Below are 14,703 nucleotides of genomic sequence, written 5' to 3' on the forward strand. Positions count from 1 at the left end.
TGCCGGGTCTCGCGTGCTGAGAAGTGAGGTCGGACGGCCCTCCGCCGTCCGACCAGATCCCCCTCCGACCGTCTGACACCGGGGAAGTGCGTCAGCAGGTCGGGGGGAGGTCTCACCGGGCGGCCCATGGAGCCGGGGGTGGTGCGTCTAGAAGGGACCGTTCGGGAAGACCTCCTCCGCCGTGTCGGCGTAGCCGGCCTCCTGCTCGGCGAGGTACGTCTCCCAGGCCGCTAGGTCCCAGATCTCGACGCGGGTGCCGGTACCGATGACGGCGACGTCCCGGTCCAGGCCCGCGTACTTGCGCAGCATCGGCGGGATCGAGATGCGGCCCTGCTTGTCGGGCAGCTCGTCGCTGGCCCCGGACAGGAACACGCGCAGGTAGTCGCGCGCCTGGCGGCTGGTCACGGGCGCCTGGCGCAGCTGGTCGTGCATGCGCTGGAACTCCGCCATGGGGAGCAGGAAGAGGCAGCGCTCCTGGCCACGGGTCATCACGAGGCCCGGTGCGAGCTGGCCGCGGAACTTGGCCGGAAGGATGAGCCGGCCCTTCTCGTCGAGCCGCGGGGTGTACGTCCCGAGGAAGGGCGCGAAGGAGCCGAACGTGCCGGTGGACGGCTCATACGTCACCACGCCTCCCTCTGCTCCCCCGGTACGACGCTCCCCGCCTCACCACGTGCCTCCACGGTACTCCACTTCACTCCACCAGCGACCGGCATTCACCCGGATTCACCCGATGGACGGGATGTCTTCCCCGGTCACACGCGTGGGGCGAAGTGGAGGGGATTCACAGGTGCGCGCCGCGCAGATGCGTGTCGAGTGGCGCTCGCGCGCTCCAGATCGGACATTTGAGGGCGAAACGTGCACCGGCGACGGGTTCGGCGAGCGGGTGAACCCGTCGGCTACCGGCCACGTGGAGGGAAGTGGGGACCCGTGGGCGATGAATGTCGGCGCAACGGCCTTTAGGCTCGTCCCAGTTCCGCCAAAGGAGGCGCCATGCTGCAGGCCACCCCGTCGTCGACAGAGCTCGAGGACGTCGTCGCCACCACGCACCGGATGCGTGGCGCGATCGAGAGTGTCGTCACCGGACGACCCGAGCTCGTGCGCGTCACCGTCGCCGTGCTGCTCGCCGAGGGGCACCTGCTCCTCGAGGACGTGCCGGGAGTCGGGAAGACCACCCTCGCGAAGGCGCTCGCCCGGTCGATCGACTGCTCCGTCGGCCGGATCCAGTTCACACCGGACCTGCTGCCGTCGGACCTCACCGGCGTGAATATCTACCGGTCCCAGACGCACGAGTTCGAGTTCCGCCCGGGTCCGGTGTTCGCGCACATCGTGATCGGCGACGAGATCAACCGCGCCTCCCCCAAGACCCAGTCGGCCCTGCTCGAGTGCATGCAGGAGGCCCAGGCCACGGTCGACGGCCGCACCTACCCGCTGCCCCGGCCGTTCCTCGTCGTCGCGACGCAGAACCCGGTCGAGATGGAGGGCACCTATCCGCTGCCCGAGGCGCAGCGCGACCGCTTCATGGCTCGCCTGACCGTCGGCTACCCGAGCATCGAGTCCGAGCTCGACATGCTCGACCTGCAGGAGACGTCCGACCCGCTCGACAGCCTGACCCCGGTCACGGACGCCGCGCAGGTGAAGGCCGCGATCGAGACGACCCGCCGCCTCTACGCCTCCCCGGCCGTCAAGCGGTACATCGTCGACCTCGTCACCGCGACGCGCGAGGACACCGGGCTGCGGCTCGGCGCCTCCCCGCGGGCCGCCATCCAGCTGCTGCGGGCCGCCAAGGCGCTCGCCGCCATGGACGGCCGGGACCACGTGCTTCCCGACGACGTGCAGCAGCTCACCGTCCCCGTGCTGGCGCACCGGCTCCTGCCCAGCACGGAGTCGCGCCTCTCGGGTCGCACGACGTCCGACATCGTGGTGGACATCGTCGACCGCATCCCGCTGCCCGCGTCGGCCACCGCCGGGCGGGCCCGTCGCGCCGTCGGCTGATGCGCCTGCGTCCGACCGCTCGTGGGTGGGCCCTCGCGGTCGCCGGGATCGCCGCGCTCCAGCTGGGCGTGGTGCTCGGCTCGGTCGACCTCGTCCGGATCGGCACCCTTGCGCTCCTGCTCGTCGTGGCGGCGGCGATCGGCGTGCTCGTGTTCGACCCGGGCCGTGGGCGGCACCGCCTCGGTGTCACCCGCAGCAGCACGCCCAACCCGGTGCACGCCGGCTCAGAGGCGCAGATCGAGGTCGTCATCGCCGCGACCGACCCCGCGGCCCGCGTCCGCCTCGCCGGCCTGAAGTTCGCCGAGCAGGCCGCCACCGAGCTGTCGGGCGGCCGTCCCCTGCGGGCACGCGTCGCGCGCGCCCCGCGTCGCGTGACGGTCAGCTACGCCGTGCAGGCAGCGCGCCGTGGCCGCTGGCCGCTGGGGCCGCTCGTCGTGACCCGCAGCGACCCGTTCGGCGTGGTCCGCGCCTCGGCCACCCTCGGCGAGCAGGCCGAGGTCTCCGTGTGGCCCACCGTCGTCCCGCTGCCGACGCCCGGGGACGTCCTGGTGGGTGAGCCCGACCGCGTCGCGCTCGGCGCCCGCACCCCCTCGACCGACGACGCCTCGCTGCGCGACTACCGCGAGGGAGACGACCTGCGCCGCGTGCACTGGAGCAGCAGCGCCCGCAGGGGCGCGCTGATGGTGCGGTCCGACGAGCGCGCCGGGATGCGTCCCGTGTCCATCCTGCTCGGCCTGCCCGCCCGCGCCTCCGCGCTCGAGTGGTCGATCTCGCTCGCCGCCTCCATGGCGCTCGCGATGCTCGAGGGCGGGCACCCGGTCCGGCTCGTCGGGGGCAACCGGTCCGAGCCCGAGGCGGGTCCGTACCCGCTCGCCTTCGTGCACAGCCGCTCGGGCCCCGGTGCACGCGCCGCGGTGCTCGACCGCACCATCGACCTCGAGGCACCGCGCACCAACGTCCAGGGCGAGGTCGACCTCGTCGCGGCCGCGCACCTGCTGCACACCACCGACGCGGCCGGCGAGATCGTGCTCGCCGTGCTCGGCCCGCTCGGCGGCTCCGCCCGCGCCGCCCTCGCCCACGTCGCCGACGACGCACAGGCCTGGGCCGTGGTCCGCGCCGACACCCCGGCCCACGTCGCCGAGGCCGACGAGACCATCCGGGCCCTGCGCCGGGCGGGCTGGCGCGCCTGCCGCGTGACGCCCGACGAGCCGATCGTCGACTGCTGGCTACGACTCCTCGGAAGTGCGACATGACCGGCCGCCTGCGCCCGATCCCCCGCGGTTCGCGTTCCGCCATCGGCACCACGCTGGTGGCCCTCGCGACGTGCTCGAGCCTGCTCGCGCTCCAGAACCTCATCATCCGGGGCACCTGGCTCTCGACGACCTGGCTCATCGTGGTCGTCGTCGCGGCGGTCGTCATGGGCGTACGCGCCGTGACCCGCTCGTGGTGGGCCCCGTCGCTCGCCGGGCTCCTGGTGTCGGCCGCGATCATCCTGGTCCGCTACGGCGCGACCCCGGGACGCGTGCGCGTCCTGCCGGACAGCGGCTCGTTCGAACGCACCCTGACCACGGCACGCGAGGGCGTCGCCGTCATCAACTCCTCCCTGGTGCCCATGCAGGGCGTCCGCTCCACCGAGCTCCTCGTGGTGACGGGGGCGCTGGCGGTGTTCCTGCTCGCCGACGCGCTCGCCATCGGGCTCGGCGCGCCCGCGCTGTCCGGACTGGCCTTCGCGACGCTGTGGATCCCCGTCGTGGTCCTCGGGTTCCCCGCGAGCGGCTGGGCCCTCGCCTGGACCGCGATGTTCTACCTCCTGCTGCTCGCCCTGAGCGCCGCGCCCGCCACCGCCCACGCGGACCAGGGCCGACGTGCATCCGTGGCGATCTTCTCGTCGCTCGGGCTCATCGTCGCGACCGTCGTCATCGGGCCGGCCGTCGCCTCGTTCCCCGGCTGGGCCTCGATGAGCCTGCCGTCGTTCGGGTCCGGACCCGTCGGTCCGCTGCAGCTCAGCGACGACCTCGACCTGCGCCAGAGCCTGGGCAGCCGCTCGGGCCAGGTGGTCATGCGGTACAAGGTGGACGCAGTCGCCCCCGTCGTCGGCCCGGCGGCTCCGACGCCCTCACCGAGCGCCTCGAGCGACGCGCCGCTCGGTGCCGTCACGGCTCGCACGGTCGGGCCGCTGCGCGCCTTCACGCTGGCCGACTTCGACGGCACCAGCTGGCAGCGCACGGACGCGCTCGAGCTCTCCGCGTGGGACCCCACGACCCTGCTGACGTCCGACCCGGCCATCCTCGGCACCACCCCTGACGCCGAGCGCGGGACGCTGGCCGACGTCTCCATCAGCATCGCCGGCCTGCGCGAGCGGCGGCTGCCGATCACCACGTTCCCGCGCACGGTCGTCGTCGACGGCGCGTGGCAGTACGACTCGGCACGCGACGAGGTCGTCGGCCGGCGCAGCACCTCCAACGGGCTCACGTACGACATGCAGGTCGAGATCCCCGACCTGACCAAGGACGACCTCGCGAACGCGCAGGTCGGCGACCCCGGCGACGGCGGGGCGACCCTGGAGGTCCCGGAGACCTCGCACACCGACGACATCGCCCAGCGGGCCCGCGAGCTCACCGAGGACGCGAAGACGCCGTACCAGCAGGCCATGGACCTGCAGTCGTTCTTCCACGCGACGACGAACTTCACCTACGACACCCACGTCGCGCCCTCACGCTCCGACGACGCGGTCTGGGACTTCCTGCAGTCGACGCGCGGCTACTGCGTGCAGTTCGCCACCTCGATGACGATCATGGCGCGCACGCTCGGCATCCCGGCCCGCGTGGCCGTCGGGTTCCTGCCCGGCGAGGCCGACGACAACGGGAACTACGTCATCACGGGCCGCCAGTCCCACGCCTGGCCCGAGCTGTACTTCCAGGACTACGGCTGGGTGCGGTTCGAGCCGACGCCCGCGAGCCAGACCGGACCGCTGCCTGTGTGGAGCGACCCGTTCGCCGGGGTCAACTCGCCCGACATCAACCAGAACGAGAACGTGCCGGCCCAGTCGCCGGGTGCGACGACCGCGCCCGCGCCGGCGCAGCCGCAGACCGGTGCTACCGCTCAGCAGACGACCGACGCCTGGCTGCCGGTCGGGATCACCGTCGCGGTCGTCCTGGTGATCGCGTCGCTCGGCCTGATCCTCGTCCGTCGCCGCGCCAGCCTGCTGCCCGACCTCACGCCCGAGCGTGCCTGGACGCGCGCGCGCCGCCGGCTGGCCAAGCAAGGGATCGTCTGGTCGGACGCGGACACGCCCCGCACCGTGATCTCGTCGGTCAACGCCCAGCTCCTGACCCGCACCGGGTCCGAGCTCGCCGGGGAGTCGGCCGCGGCGCTGGTGGCGCTGGCACGCACGATCGAGACGGAGCGCTACGCACGAGAGCACCCCGAGGTTGACCCCGGGGTGCTCTCGAAGTGGGTGGACGACCTGGTGTCCGGAGCAGAGGACCTGCTCAGCGACCGCCCTCGCCGCGACGCCGTTCCCAGCGCTCCTCGAGGCGACTCATAAAGCCTGCGCGCTGCTTCTTCGCAGGACGCACGGCACCGTCGCTCTGGACCACGCCCTGCGGGCCGGACTGGCGGCCGGATCGGCGGCCGTGGTGCGGGTCGGCGAACGCGAAGGCGACCGCCGCGAACATGATGATGAACCCGACGACGCCCAGCCACGCCTGGCTGTTGGCGGCGCCGAGGACGAGCAGCAACAGGCCGACGGTCGCACCGACTCCCGCGATCACGTAGCGGCCGAACGGGCGTCGCCCGCGCTGGGTCAGCGTGTTGGCGAGCCGAGGGTCGTCAGATGTCAGCTGACGTTCCATCTGCTCGAGCACGCGCTGCTCGTACTCCGAGAGAGGCATCCTGACCCCCGTTGTCAGCTGTAAGCACCTGTGTTGCCCTCAGGATAGATCCGCGGGAACGAAGGTGGTAGTCGAGCGTGAGGGTACTCCACCAACCTGCGTAGTCCCGGCGTGTATCGCAGATCCCCCGAAACGACCACGAACCAGGTCCATGGCGTGCTCCGCCTCGCGGCGGCCGCGAACAGGTTCACCCACTGCCTCGTCCAGCGTGGGCTGCCGGACGGTGTCCGCGACGGCCGAGAGGCCGTCTGCCCGTACCCCGACCAGCCGAACGGGCAGCCCTCCGAGGTCGACGCCTGCGATCAGCTCGCGGGCGGCGAGGTAGAGCTCGCGGCCCACGTCGGTCGGCGTCTGAAGCGTCCGCGAGCGCGTCAGGGTGCGGAAGTCGGAGGTGCGGACCTTCACGCTCACGGTCCGCGTCACCAGGCCCTTGCTCCGCAGCCGGGTCGCGCACCGGTCGGCGAGGTCTCGCGCCTTCTCCTGGACGACGCCGAGGTCCGCCTCGTCCACGGTGAACGTCTCCTCGGCGCTGATCGACTTCTCCGCGCGGTGCGGGTGGACCGGCCGGGGGTCACGACCCCACGACAGGTCGAAGAGGTGCGCACCGGCCACCTTGCCGACCACCTGCTGCACGGTGGCGACGTCGCTGTCCGCCAGCTCGGCGACCGTGCGGATCCCCCACCGCGCGAGGGCAGCCTCCGTCCGCTCGCCGACACCCCAGAGAGCACCCACCGGCAGCGACCGCAGGAAGTCGACGGTCGCCCGGCGCGGGATCAGCAGGACACCGTCCGGCTTGGCGAGGCCGGAGGCGAGCTTGGCGACGAACTTGGTGGAACCGATGCCGACCGAGCACGTGATGCCGTACTGCTCGTGCACCCGACGCCGGATGAGCGCCGCGATCACGGTCGGCGGACCGAGCCGGCGCCTGGCGCCGCCGACGTCCAGGAACGCCTCGTCGACGCTGACCTGCTCCACCAGTGCCGTGACGTCGCCCAGCAGCTGCATGACCCCCGTGGAGACCTCGTGATAGGCGTGGTGGTCGGGCCGGACGACGACGGCCTGCGGGCACTGGCGCATCGCCACCGCCATGGGCATCGCCGAGTGGACCCCGAACGCCCGTGCCTCGTAGGTGGCCGCCAGGACGACACCCCGCGTCGCTCCCCCGACGATGACCGGCAGTCCACGCAGCTGCGGACGGCGGGCCAGCTCGACCGACGCGAAGAACGCGTCCATGTCGACGTGCAGGATCGAGCAGCCGTCCTCCTCACGCCCCCAGTCGCGCCGGGCCACGGCGGACCGGGGCGCGCGGCTCATGACGCCCGCAGAGCGTGCGCGTCTCCGCGGACGTCCTCGCCGGTGCCGTCGCCGTGAACGGCCGAGCGTGCGGCGTCGACGAAGTCCTCCGCCCAGAACAGCGCCTGCTCGGCGCGCCCCGCGGAGAGCTCCTCGAACCGTCCGGCGTCGACCGCCGACCGCAACGGCGCGGCGTCCGCGAAGTAGGCCGACCAGGCACCGAGCTCCGGCGCGACCGTGTCGAGCAGCTCCCACACGGTGCGGAGGGCCTTGCGACCCGGCCGGGCAGGGCGACCGGGAACAGCGGTGCGCGCGGCCACGACCGCCGCCCCCGCCCGCAGCGCGGCCAGGTGTGCGTGCGTGAACAGCTCCCACGCCTCGGAGGACAGTCGCCCGGCGACCAGCTCGGCGTCGGCGCGTCGGAGCAGCTCGGCGGCACGGGTGGACTGGGGGCCGGTGGCCGCCCCAGCGGACCTGCTCTCGAGCTGCTGTGCCATCACGGCCTCCCTGGTCTCCTGCCGAACCCGTCCCACCAAGCATCGAACACTTGTTCGATGCTGTCAACCGTCGGCGGCACCCGTACCGTGTGGCCATGCCCGCCCGTGATCGATCCACCCGTCGGAGCACAGGGTCCCAGCGACCACCCACACGCGCCGCTGTGCGGGCGCTCTGGCCGACCGGCCCGATGCCGATCTCCACCGGCACCGTGGAGCTCGAGCGCGACCCGGACGACCCCGACGGCGTCACCGTGCTCGTCAACGGCGTCCCGAGCTCCTACCTCGACCTCGCCGACCCCTCGCACCTCGTCTTCGAGTACATGCAGCAGATGGCGGAGGTGATCGACCGCGTCGGCCCCGCCGGCGGACCGCTCGACGTGGTGCACCTCGGCGCCGCAGGCTGCGCGCTGGCCCGCGCGATCGACGCCGAGCGGCCCGGGTCGCGGCAGCTGGCGATCGAGCTGGACACGGCCCTGCCCGAGCTCGTGCGCGGATGGTTCGACCTCCCCCGCTCGCCGGCGCTCCGCATCCGGGCGGGCGACGCGCGGGCCGAGCTGGAGAAGCTGCCCGACGCGTCCGCGGACGTCGTCGTCCGGGACGTGTTCGCGGGCGACACCACCCCGCGGCACGTCCGCACGCGCGAGATGGTGGCGCAGGTGGCGCGGGTGCTGCGGCCCGGCGGGGTCTACCTGGTCAACACGGCCGACCGCCCGCCCCTGGCCGGGGCGCGCGCCGAGGTCGCGACGATCGACCGGGCCTTCGCGGACGTCGTCGTCATCGCCGAGCCGGGGCTGCTGCGCGGTCGCGGCTACGGCAACCTCGTCGTCGCCGCGACCGACGACCTCGACCTCCTCGCGTCGGCGGCGCTCGCGCGGGGCATCCGCAGCCTGCCCGCGCCTGCCCGGCTGTTGCGCGACGAGGAGCTCGTCGGCTTCGTCGCCGGAGCGCAGGAGCTGCGCGACGGTCCACCCCTGACCTGAGCGCTAGCGAGACAGCACCGGGGCAGCACCGAGACGGCAACGGACCGCACCCACGGTCGGGGGTGCGGTCCGTGCGCAGAGATCAGGTCAGATCAGAGCGGGCGAACGCTCTCGGCCTGGGGGCCCTTGGCACCCTGCGTGATCTCGAACTCGACGCGCTGGCCCTCGTCGAGGCTGCGGTAGCCCGAGGAGTCGATCGCGGAGTAGTGGACGAAGACGTCGGCGCCGCCGCCGTCCTGGGCGATGAACCCGTAGCCCTTCTCAGCGTTGAACCACTTGACAGCACCCTGTGCCATGTTCGTTTCCTTCTGTTCCCACCGGTGACGGCGCCGACCCTGCTGTCCGCGCCGTGCCGCAATGCCTCACGTCCTGCACCGGGTGACCCAGCCGAGAACGACTGGTCGGAACCGCTCCCTGCGCACAAAGGCCCAGGTCACGACGCCGGTCAAGCGAGTACGTCACTGCAACGGGTGCATCCTTGCATCGCAGATGTGGGCTGCGCCACGTTTTCGCCCGTCCGGCAGGCACGCAGAAGGCAACGATTGGGTAAAGGTCCGAGCGTCAGGCGGGGCCGCCGTCGGACTGCTGCGCCAGGAAGCGCTCGAACTCCGCCCCCAGCTCGTCGGCCGTGGGGATGTCCGAGGAGCCCGCGAGCAGGCTCGTCCGGCCGATGCTGCGCGTGAAGGCGTCGTACTGCTCCTCGAGCGCGTGCACGACCGCGGCGACGTCCTCGGACGCCGTGACCTGGCGCTCGATCTCCTGCATGGCATCGGTCGCCGCGGGCGTGAGCGCCTCGACGTTTAGCTCGAGACCGGTCGCACGCTCGACCTTCTGCAGCGCCGCCTGGCTGGCCTGCGGGAACGCGGACTGCGCCAGGTAGTGCGGCACGTGGACGGCGAAGCCGAGGGCGTCGTGCCCGTTCTGGCCGAGGCGGAGCTCGAGCAGCGCGCTCGCGCTGGCCGGCACCTGCACCGTGCCGAACCACGACGGGTGGTCGGCGACGAGCTCAGGACGCGTCGCGTGCGCCGTCACCGACAGCGGGCGCGTGTGCGGGATGCCCATGGGGATGCCGTGCAGCCCCACAGTCAGCGGCACGTCGAACCGCTCGACGATCTGCCGGACCGCGGCCACGTACCGCTCCCACTGGACGTCGGGCTCGACCCCGTGCAGCAGCAGGAAGGGCACGCCGTTCGTGTCCTCGACGACGTCCACGACGAGCTCGGGCTCCGAGTAGGAGGCCCACGTCGTCTGGTCGAAGGTCATGAGCGGCCGGCGCGAGCGGTAGTCGAGCAGCTGGTCGACGTCGAACGTCGCCAGGCGCGTGGTGGTGAGCTCGTCCGTGAGGTGCTCGGCCGCGAGCTGGCCGGCGTTCCCGGCGTCGACGAAGCCGCGCACCACGTGCACGAGGACCGGGCCCGCACCGTTCGCGGTCCGTGCCTCGACCTGCGCGGCGACCTCGGGGTCGACCTCGTAGATGTCGCTCGGGTTCAGCATGCTCATCTCACTTCCGTCCGGGGCGGAGGTCGCGACTCATCGTTCCGAGCCTGCTGGCCACCGCCGGTACGGGGGTCAACGCCGCGCTGCTGCGACTTTGTTCCAGCGCTGCTCAGTGGCTGGGCAGACGGACCACCTCGACGAAGAACTCGTCGATCTGCCGCACGACCTCGATGAACCGGTCGAAGTCGACCGGCTTGGTCACGTAGGCGTTGGCGTGCAGGGAGTAGCTGCGCACGACGTCCTCCTCGACCTCGGACGTGGTCAGCACCACCACGGGGATCTGACGCAGGACCTCGTCGGTCTTGATCTCCTGGAGCACCTCCCGCCCGTCCATGCGCGGCAGGTGCAGGTCCAGCAGGATCAGGTCCGGCGTCGGGGCGTCGACGTGCTCGCCGACCTTGCGCAGGAAGTCGACGATCCGCTTGCCGAGGGCCAGACCGATGCCGGTGCCCTCGTGCACGTCCTTGGGGTGTGCAGTCGCTGGAGGATCACGAAGACCCGTTCCGCGTACTGCTCGTCGATCCCGATGCCGGGGCCACCCTGGTGGTTGACCTCAGGATAGGGCGACGCCGAGCGAGACGGCCGACGATGCTTCGGCCGCCACCCGGACGGGTGCGTGCGAGCACGCCGCGATCGGCGGATAATGGACGGCCGCTCTGTGCGCCGCGCGTCCCCCGACGCGTCGCCGGGCGCTGGACGCACGGCCGGTCGAACCGGCGGAACGGAGAACGCCCACGTGGCAGGCATGGACAACGAGCTGACCGGCGAGCAGGTGGTCGTCGACCAGCTCTACGGCCGTCTCGACGACCTGCGGGCGCAGACGCGTGCGCGCCTGGCCGAGGTCCGTCGGGAGGGACCGTCGGGCTCCCCGCAGAACCGCAGCGAGCGCGACGCGTTCGCCACGCTGTACGAGGACCGGATCGCCCAGCTCGAGGCGGTCGAGGAGCGCCTCGTGTTCGGCCGGCTCGACCTGGCCGACGACACGCGCCGCTACATCGGTCGCATCGGCCTGACCGATGCCGAGCAGTCGCAGCTGCTCACCGACTGGCGCGCACCCGCCGCACAGCCGTTCTACCGCGCCACCGCCAAGAACCCGGACGGCGTCGTGCAGCGCAGGCACGTGGTCACGCGCGGGCGGACCGTGACGAGCGTCGAGGACGAGGTGCTCGACCTCGACCGCCTGGGCGACTCCGAGGCGCGGCTCTCCGGGCTCTCCGGCGAGGGCGCGCTGCTGGCCGGCCTGGCCGCCGGCCGCACCGGACGCATGGGCGACATCGTCGCGACGATCCAGGGCGAGCAGGACGCGATCATCCGGTCCGAGCTGAACGGCGCGCTCGTCGTGCAGGGCGGACCGGGCACCGGCAAGACGGCCGTGGCCCTGCACCGGGCCGCCTACCTGCTCTACGCGCACCGGCGTCTGCTGGAGCGTTCGGGTGTCCTCCTCGTCGGCCCCAGCCGCACGTTCCTGCGGTACATCGACCAGGTGCTCCCCTCCCTCGGCGAGACGGGCGTCGTGACGACGACCGTCGCCGAGCTGTACCCGGGCATCGTCGCCACCGCGACCGAGGACGAGAAGGTGGCCGAGCTCAAGGGCCGCGCCCTGTGGGCGGACGTCATCGCCCGGGCCGTGCGGGACCGCGAGCGCATCCCGGCGCAGCCCGTGCACGTGCGCGTCGAGGGTCACGACCTGGTCATCCGGCCCAACGACATCGCGTCGGCGATCGCCCGGGCCAGGCGCAACCACAAGCCGCACAACCAGGCACGCATCGCGTTCGTGCGCGACATGCTGAGCCGGCTCGCCGACCAGTACGTGACCTCGTTGGGCCAGGACGTCCCGCCCGACGAGCGCGGCGAGATCATCGAGGAGATCCGCACGACGCGCGAGGTGCGCATCGCGCTCAACCTCGCGTGGATGCCGATCACCCCGCAGAAGCTGCTGTCGGACCTGTTCAGCAAGCCGGCCCGCCTGGCGTCCGCGGCGCCCGGGATGGCCCCGCACCAGCGCGCGATGCTGGTCCGCGACGCCGACGCCCTCTGGACGCCGGCGGACGTGCCGCTCCTCGACGAGGCCGCCGAGCTGCTCGGCGAGGACGACCAGGCGGCACGTGCTGAGGCCCGGGCCGCCGCGGACCGGCGCGCCTCGGAGGTGGCCTACGCCCGGCAGGTCCTCGAGTCGACCGGTGCGAGCGGCATGGTCTCGGCCGAGATGCTCGCGGACCGCTTCGCGACGACGGGACCGACGCTCACGACGGCCGAGCGCGCCGCCGCGGACCGCTCCTGGACCTACGGCCACGTGGTGGTCGACGAGGCACAGGAGCTCTCCGCGATGGCCTGGCGCTGCCTGCTGCGCCGCGTCCCGACCCGGTCGCTCACCATCGTCGGCGACGTGGCCCAGACCACCGCGTCGGCCGGTGCGCGGTCCTGGTCGAGCCAGCTGGACCCCGTGCTGCGCTCGTCGTGGCGGCTCAACGAGCTCACGGTGAACTACCGGACGCCCGCCGAGGTCGCCGACACCGCCCGCCGCGTCGCGGTCGCCGCCCGCCTGCCGGTCAGCCCGCTGACGTCCGCCCGCGAGGTACCGGACTCCCTGCTCGTCGAGCGCGTCGCTGCCGACGGGTTCGCCGAGGCGGTCGCGCGACAGGCCGAGAAGCTCACCGCCGAGATCACCGACGAGACCGGCGCCGGTCGCCTGGCCGTCATCGCGGTCGACGACCGGCTCTCCGCGATCGCCGACGCGCTCGTCGGGGCCGGTCTGCGCCCCGCGATCGGGACCGGGGCGAGCGCCGCGGACCTCGACGCACCGCTGGTCGTGCTCACGCCGCGCGAGGCCAAGGGGCTGGAGTTCGACGTCGTCGTCCTCGTGGAGCCTGCCGAGGTCCTCGACGCGAGCGCAGGCGACCTCTACGTCGCCATGACGCGGCCCACCCGGACCCTCCAGGTGATCCACGACCGCGCCCTGCCCCGGGGCTGGTGAGCTGTCCGCAGGGCGGACCGGAGTAGGCCCCTGCCCCGACCAGGCGCACCATAGGGGCGTGCCCAAAGCCCTCCTGCTCGAAAATCTGCACCCGCAGGCCGTCTCGATCCTCGAGGCCGCCGGCTACGACGTGACCACCCGGACCGGCGCGCTCGACGAGTCCGAGCTCATCGACGCCCTCGCCGGCGTGCAGGTGCTCGGCATCCGGTCCAAGACGCACGTGACGGCCGAGGTGCTCGCCCAGGCCCCCGACCTGGTCGCGATCGGCGCCTACTGCATCGGCACCAACCAGATCGACCTGGCCGAGGCAGCCTCGCGCGGCGTTGCCACGTTCAACGCGCCGTTCTCCAACACCCGGTCGGTGGTCGAGATCGCGCTGGCCGACATGATCTCCCTGACCCGTCGCCTCACCGAGTTCGACAAGGCGATGCACGACGGCGTCTGGAACAAGTCGGCGACCGGCGCGCACGAGATCCGCGGCCGCACGCTGGGCATCATCGGCTACGGCAACATCGGCACGCAGCTGTCCGTGCTCGCCGAGAACCTGGGCCTGTCCGTCGTCTTCTACGACACCGCCGAGAAGCTCGCGCTGGGCAACGCCCGCCGCATGGACACCCTCGACGAGCTGCTCGAGACGGCCGACATCGTCACACTGCACGTGGACGGCCGCAGCGGGAACGCCGGCCTGTTCGGGGCCAAGCAGTTCGCGCAGATGCGCCCCGGCGCGGTGTTCCTCAACCTCTCGCGCGGGTTCGTCGTCGACTACGCCGCACTGCGCGACGCCGTCGTCTCCGGCCACGTCAGCGGCGCGGCCGTCGACGTGTTCCCTGTCGAGCCGAAGCGCAAGGGCGACCCGTTCGACTCCGAGCTGCGCGGCCTGTCCAACGTCATCCTCACGCCGCACACCGGCGGGTCGACCGAGGAGGCGCAGGAGGCCATCGGGCAGTTCGTGTCGGCGAAGCTGCGCGACTACATGACCACCGGCTCCACGACGCTGAGCGTCAACGTGCCGAACCTGGCGCTCGAGCAGAAGCCCGGCGTGCACCGCCTCGCGTACCTGCACCGCAACGTGCCCGGCGTCCTGGCGGCCGTCAACGCCACGCTCGCCGAGCACGGCGTCAACATCGAGGGCCAGCTCCTGACCACCAGCGGCGAGCTGGGCTACGTGGTCACCGACGCGGGCGCCCCGATCGAGCCCGCCGTCGTCACGGCGCTCACCTCGCGGCCCGAGTCGGTGCGGCTGCGCCAGCTGTCCTGACGGCTCTGCCGACTGCACCCCTCACGACGAAGGGCCCGACCGGGAACGGTCGGGCCCCTTCGTCAGTCTCGTGTGTCAGGCGGAGCCGGACTTGCGCTGGAACCGGCGCTGGGTCGGTCCCGCGGTCTCGGAGCCGTGCACCTGACCGGTGTTCGAGGTCCCGTCCGCGGTGCGGTGCTGGTTCGACTTCTTGCGCTCGAGCGCCTCGCGGTACTTCGCCTTCGCGTCGTCGCTCACCGCTCCCGTGGTCGTCTTCTCGTCGTTCTTCGCCATGGGCGTTTCCTCCTGTGCTGTGAGCTTTGCGCTGCGCGCCCTGCGG

General features: G+C 72.5%; 14 protein-coding genes. 6 read left to right on the forward strand and 8 right to left on the reverse strand.

Annotation, left to right across the window (positions count from 1 at the left end):
• Positions 1-147: 147 nt before the first annotated feature.
• Positions 148-624, reverse strand: a complete 477-nt coding sequence (gene mraZ, locus AC1DZC_RS17415; protein WP_477040782.1) for a division/cell wall cluster transcriptional repressor MraZ — start codon at positions 622-624, stop codon at positions 148-150.
• Positions 625-990: 366 nt separating this feature from the next.
• On the opposite strand from mraZ, the gene AC1DZC_RS17420 reads away from it, so the two are divergent.
• The 3 genes from AC1DZC_RS17420 to AC1DZC_RS17430 are packed head-to-tail and all read left to right on the forward strand — an operon-like array spanning position 991 to position 5,539.
• Positions 991-1,992, forward strand: coding sequence for an AAA family ATPase (locus AC1DZC_RS17420; protein ID WP_477040781.1), 1,002 nt, complete (start codon positions 991-993; stop codon positions 1,990-1,992).
• Positions 1,992-3,245 (forward strand): DUF58 domain-containing protein, encoded by a 1,254-nt coding sequence (locus AC1DZC_RS17425; protein WP_477040780.1) that lies wholly within the window; start codon positions 1,992-1,994, stop codon positions 3,243-3,245. Before AC1DZC_RS17420 ends, AC1DZC_RS17425 begins: the two co-directional genes overlap by 1 nt.
• On the forward strand, positions 3,242-5,539 hold the full coding sequence (locus AC1DZC_RS17430; protein ID WP_477044149.1) for a transglutaminase TgpA family protein: 2,298 nt from the start codon (positions 3,242-3,244) through the stop codon (positions 5,537-5,539). Before AC1DZC_RS17425 ends, AC1DZC_RS17430 begins: the two co-directional genes overlap by 4 nt.
• On the opposite strand, the gene AC1DZC_RS17435 is transcribed toward AC1DZC_RS17430, so the two are convergent.
• From AC1DZC_RS17435 to AC1DZC_RS17445, 3 genes are read right to left on the reverse strand one after another with little or no spacing between them, the layout of a single operon-like run.
• Complete coding sequence (locus tag AC1DZC_RS17435) at positions 5,484-5,885, reverse strand: DUF3040 domain-containing protein (protein ID WP_477040778.1); 402 nt, start codon at positions 5,883-5,885, stop codon at positions 5,484-5,486. The two genes, AC1DZC_RS17430 and AC1DZC_RS17435, sit on opposite strands and share 56 nt — an antisense overlap.
• A gap of 39 nt (positions 5,886-5,924) precedes the next feature.
• Entirely contained in the window at positions 5,925-7,199 is a 1,275-nt protein-coding gene (dinB, locus tag AC1DZC_RS17440; protein WP_477044150.1) for a DNA polymerase IV, read from the reverse strand.
• On the reverse strand, positions 7,196-7,675 hold the full coding sequence (locus AC1DZC_RS17445) for an SAV_6107 family HEPN domain-containing protein (protein ID WP_477044151.1): 480 nt from the start codon (positions 7,673-7,675) through the stop codon (positions 7,196-7,198). The genes dinB and AC1DZC_RS17445 overlap by 4 nt, the downstream gene beginning before the upstream one ends.
• 188 nt (positions 7,676-7,863) lie before the next feature.
• Between AC1DZC_RS17445 and AC1DZC_RS17450 the strand changes: the two genes are divergently transcribed.
• A complete protein-coding gene (locus AC1DZC_RS17450) occupies positions 7,864-8,655 on the forward strand; it encodes a spermidine synthase (protein ID WP_477044152.1) in 792 nt (263 codons plus the stop codon).
• Positions 8,656-8,747: 92 nt separating this feature from the next.
• Here AC1DZC_RS17450 and AC1DZC_RS17455 read toward each other — a convergent pair whose 3' ends face one another.
• From AC1DZC_RS17455 to AC1DZC_RS17465, 3 genes are all read right to left on the reverse strand, one after another.
• On the reverse strand, positions 8,748-8,951 hold the full coding sequence (locus AC1DZC_RS17455) for a cold-shock protein (RefSeq protein ID WP_028049841.1): 204 nt from the start codon (positions 8,949-8,951) through the stop codon (positions 8,748-8,750).
• A gap of 265 nt (positions 8,952-9,216) precedes the next feature.
• Positions 9,217-10,149 (reverse strand): PAC2 family protein, encoded by a 933-nt coding sequence (locus AC1DZC_RS17460; RefSeq protein ID WP_477044202.1) that lies wholly within the window; start codon positions 10,147-10,149, stop codon positions 9,217-9,219.
• Between the two features lie 112 nt (positions 10,150-10,261).
• On the reverse strand, positions 10,262-10,612 hold the full coding sequence (locus tag AC1DZC_RS17465; protein ID WP_477044153.1) for a response regulator: 351 nt from the start codon (positions 10,610-10,612) through the stop codon (positions 10,262-10,264).
• 285 nt (positions 10,613-10,897) lie between these two features.
• On the opposite strand from AC1DZC_RS17465, the gene AC1DZC_RS17470 reads away from it, so the two are divergent.
• The gene (locus AC1DZC_RS17470; RefSeq protein ID WP_477044154.1) at positions 10,898-13,126 is read left to right on the forward strand and encodes a HelD family protein; all 2,229 of its coding nucleotides are present in this window, start codon (positions 10,898-10,900) and stop codon (positions 13,124-13,126) included.
• Between the two features lie 58 nt (positions 13,127-13,184).
• Entirely contained in the window at positions 13,185-14,384 is a 1,200-nt protein-coding gene (serA, locus tag AC1DZC_RS17475; RefSeq protein ID WP_477044155.1) for a phosphoglycerate dehydrogenase, read from the forward strand.
• Between the two features lie 75 nt (positions 14,385-14,459).
• On the opposite strand, the gene AC1DZC_RS17480 is transcribed toward serA, so the two are convergent.
• Positions 14,460-14,657 carry a DUF5302 domain-containing protein gene (locus tag AC1DZC_RS17480; protein ID WP_477040771.1) on the reverse strand — a complete coding sequence of 66 codons (198 nt, stop codon included), beginning with the start codon at positions 14,655-14,657 and terminating at the stop codon, positions 14,460-14,462.
• Between the last annotated feature and the right edge of the window lie 46 nt (positions 14,658-14,703).

The sequence above is a fragment of the Cellulomonas sp. P2_B4 genome (assembly GCF_056404795.1).

Bases quoted from the DNA above. Each gene is read 5' to 3' on its own strand.
- AC1DZC_RS17480 (WP_477040771.1), bottom strand. From the start codon at position 14,657: ATGGCGAAGAACGACGAGAAGACGACCACGGGAGCGGTGAGCGACGAC.
- AC1DZC_RS17430 (WP_477044149.1), top strand. From the start codon at position 3,242: ATGACCGGCCGCCTGCGCCCGATCCCCCGCGGTTCGCGTTCCGCCATC.
- AC1DZC_RS17450 (WP_477044152.1), top strand. From the start codon at position 7,864: ATGCCGATCTCCACCGGCACCGTGGAGCTCGAGCGCGACCCGGACGAC.
- AC1DZC_RS17455 (WP_028049841.1), bottom strand. From the start codon at position 8,951: ATGGCACAGGGTGCTGTCAAGTGGTTCAACGCTGAGAAGGGCTACGGG.
- AC1DZC_RS17420 (WP_477040781.1), top strand. From the start codon at position 991: ATGCTGCAGGCCACCCCGTCGTCGACAGAGCTCGAGGACGTCGTCGCC.
- AC1DZC_RS17460 (WP_477044202.1), bottom strand. From the start codon at position 10,149: ATGCTGAACCCGAGCGACATCTACGAGGTCGACCCCGAGGTCGCCGCG.
- dinB (WP_477044150.1), bottom strand. From the start codon at position 7,199: ATGAGCCGCGCGCCCCGGTCCGCCGTGGCCCGGCGCGACTGGGGGCGT.
- AC1DZC_RS17470 (WP_477044154.1), top strand. From the start codon at position 10,898: ATGGACAACGAGCTGACCGGCGAGCAGGTGGTCGTCGACCAGCTCTAC.
- AC1DZC_RS17435 (WP_477040778.1), bottom strand. From the start codon at position 5,885: ATGCCTCTCTCGGAGTACGAGCAGCGCGTGCTCGAGCAGATGGAACGT.
- AC1DZC_RS17445 (WP_477044151.1), bottom strand. From the start codon at position 7,675: ATGGCACAGCAGCTCGAGAGCAGGTCCGCTGGGGCGGCCACCGGCCCC.
- AC1DZC_RS17425 (WP_477040780.1), top strand. From the start codon at position 1,992: ATGCGCCTGCGTCCGACCGCTCGTGGGTGGGCCCTCGCGGTCGCCGGG.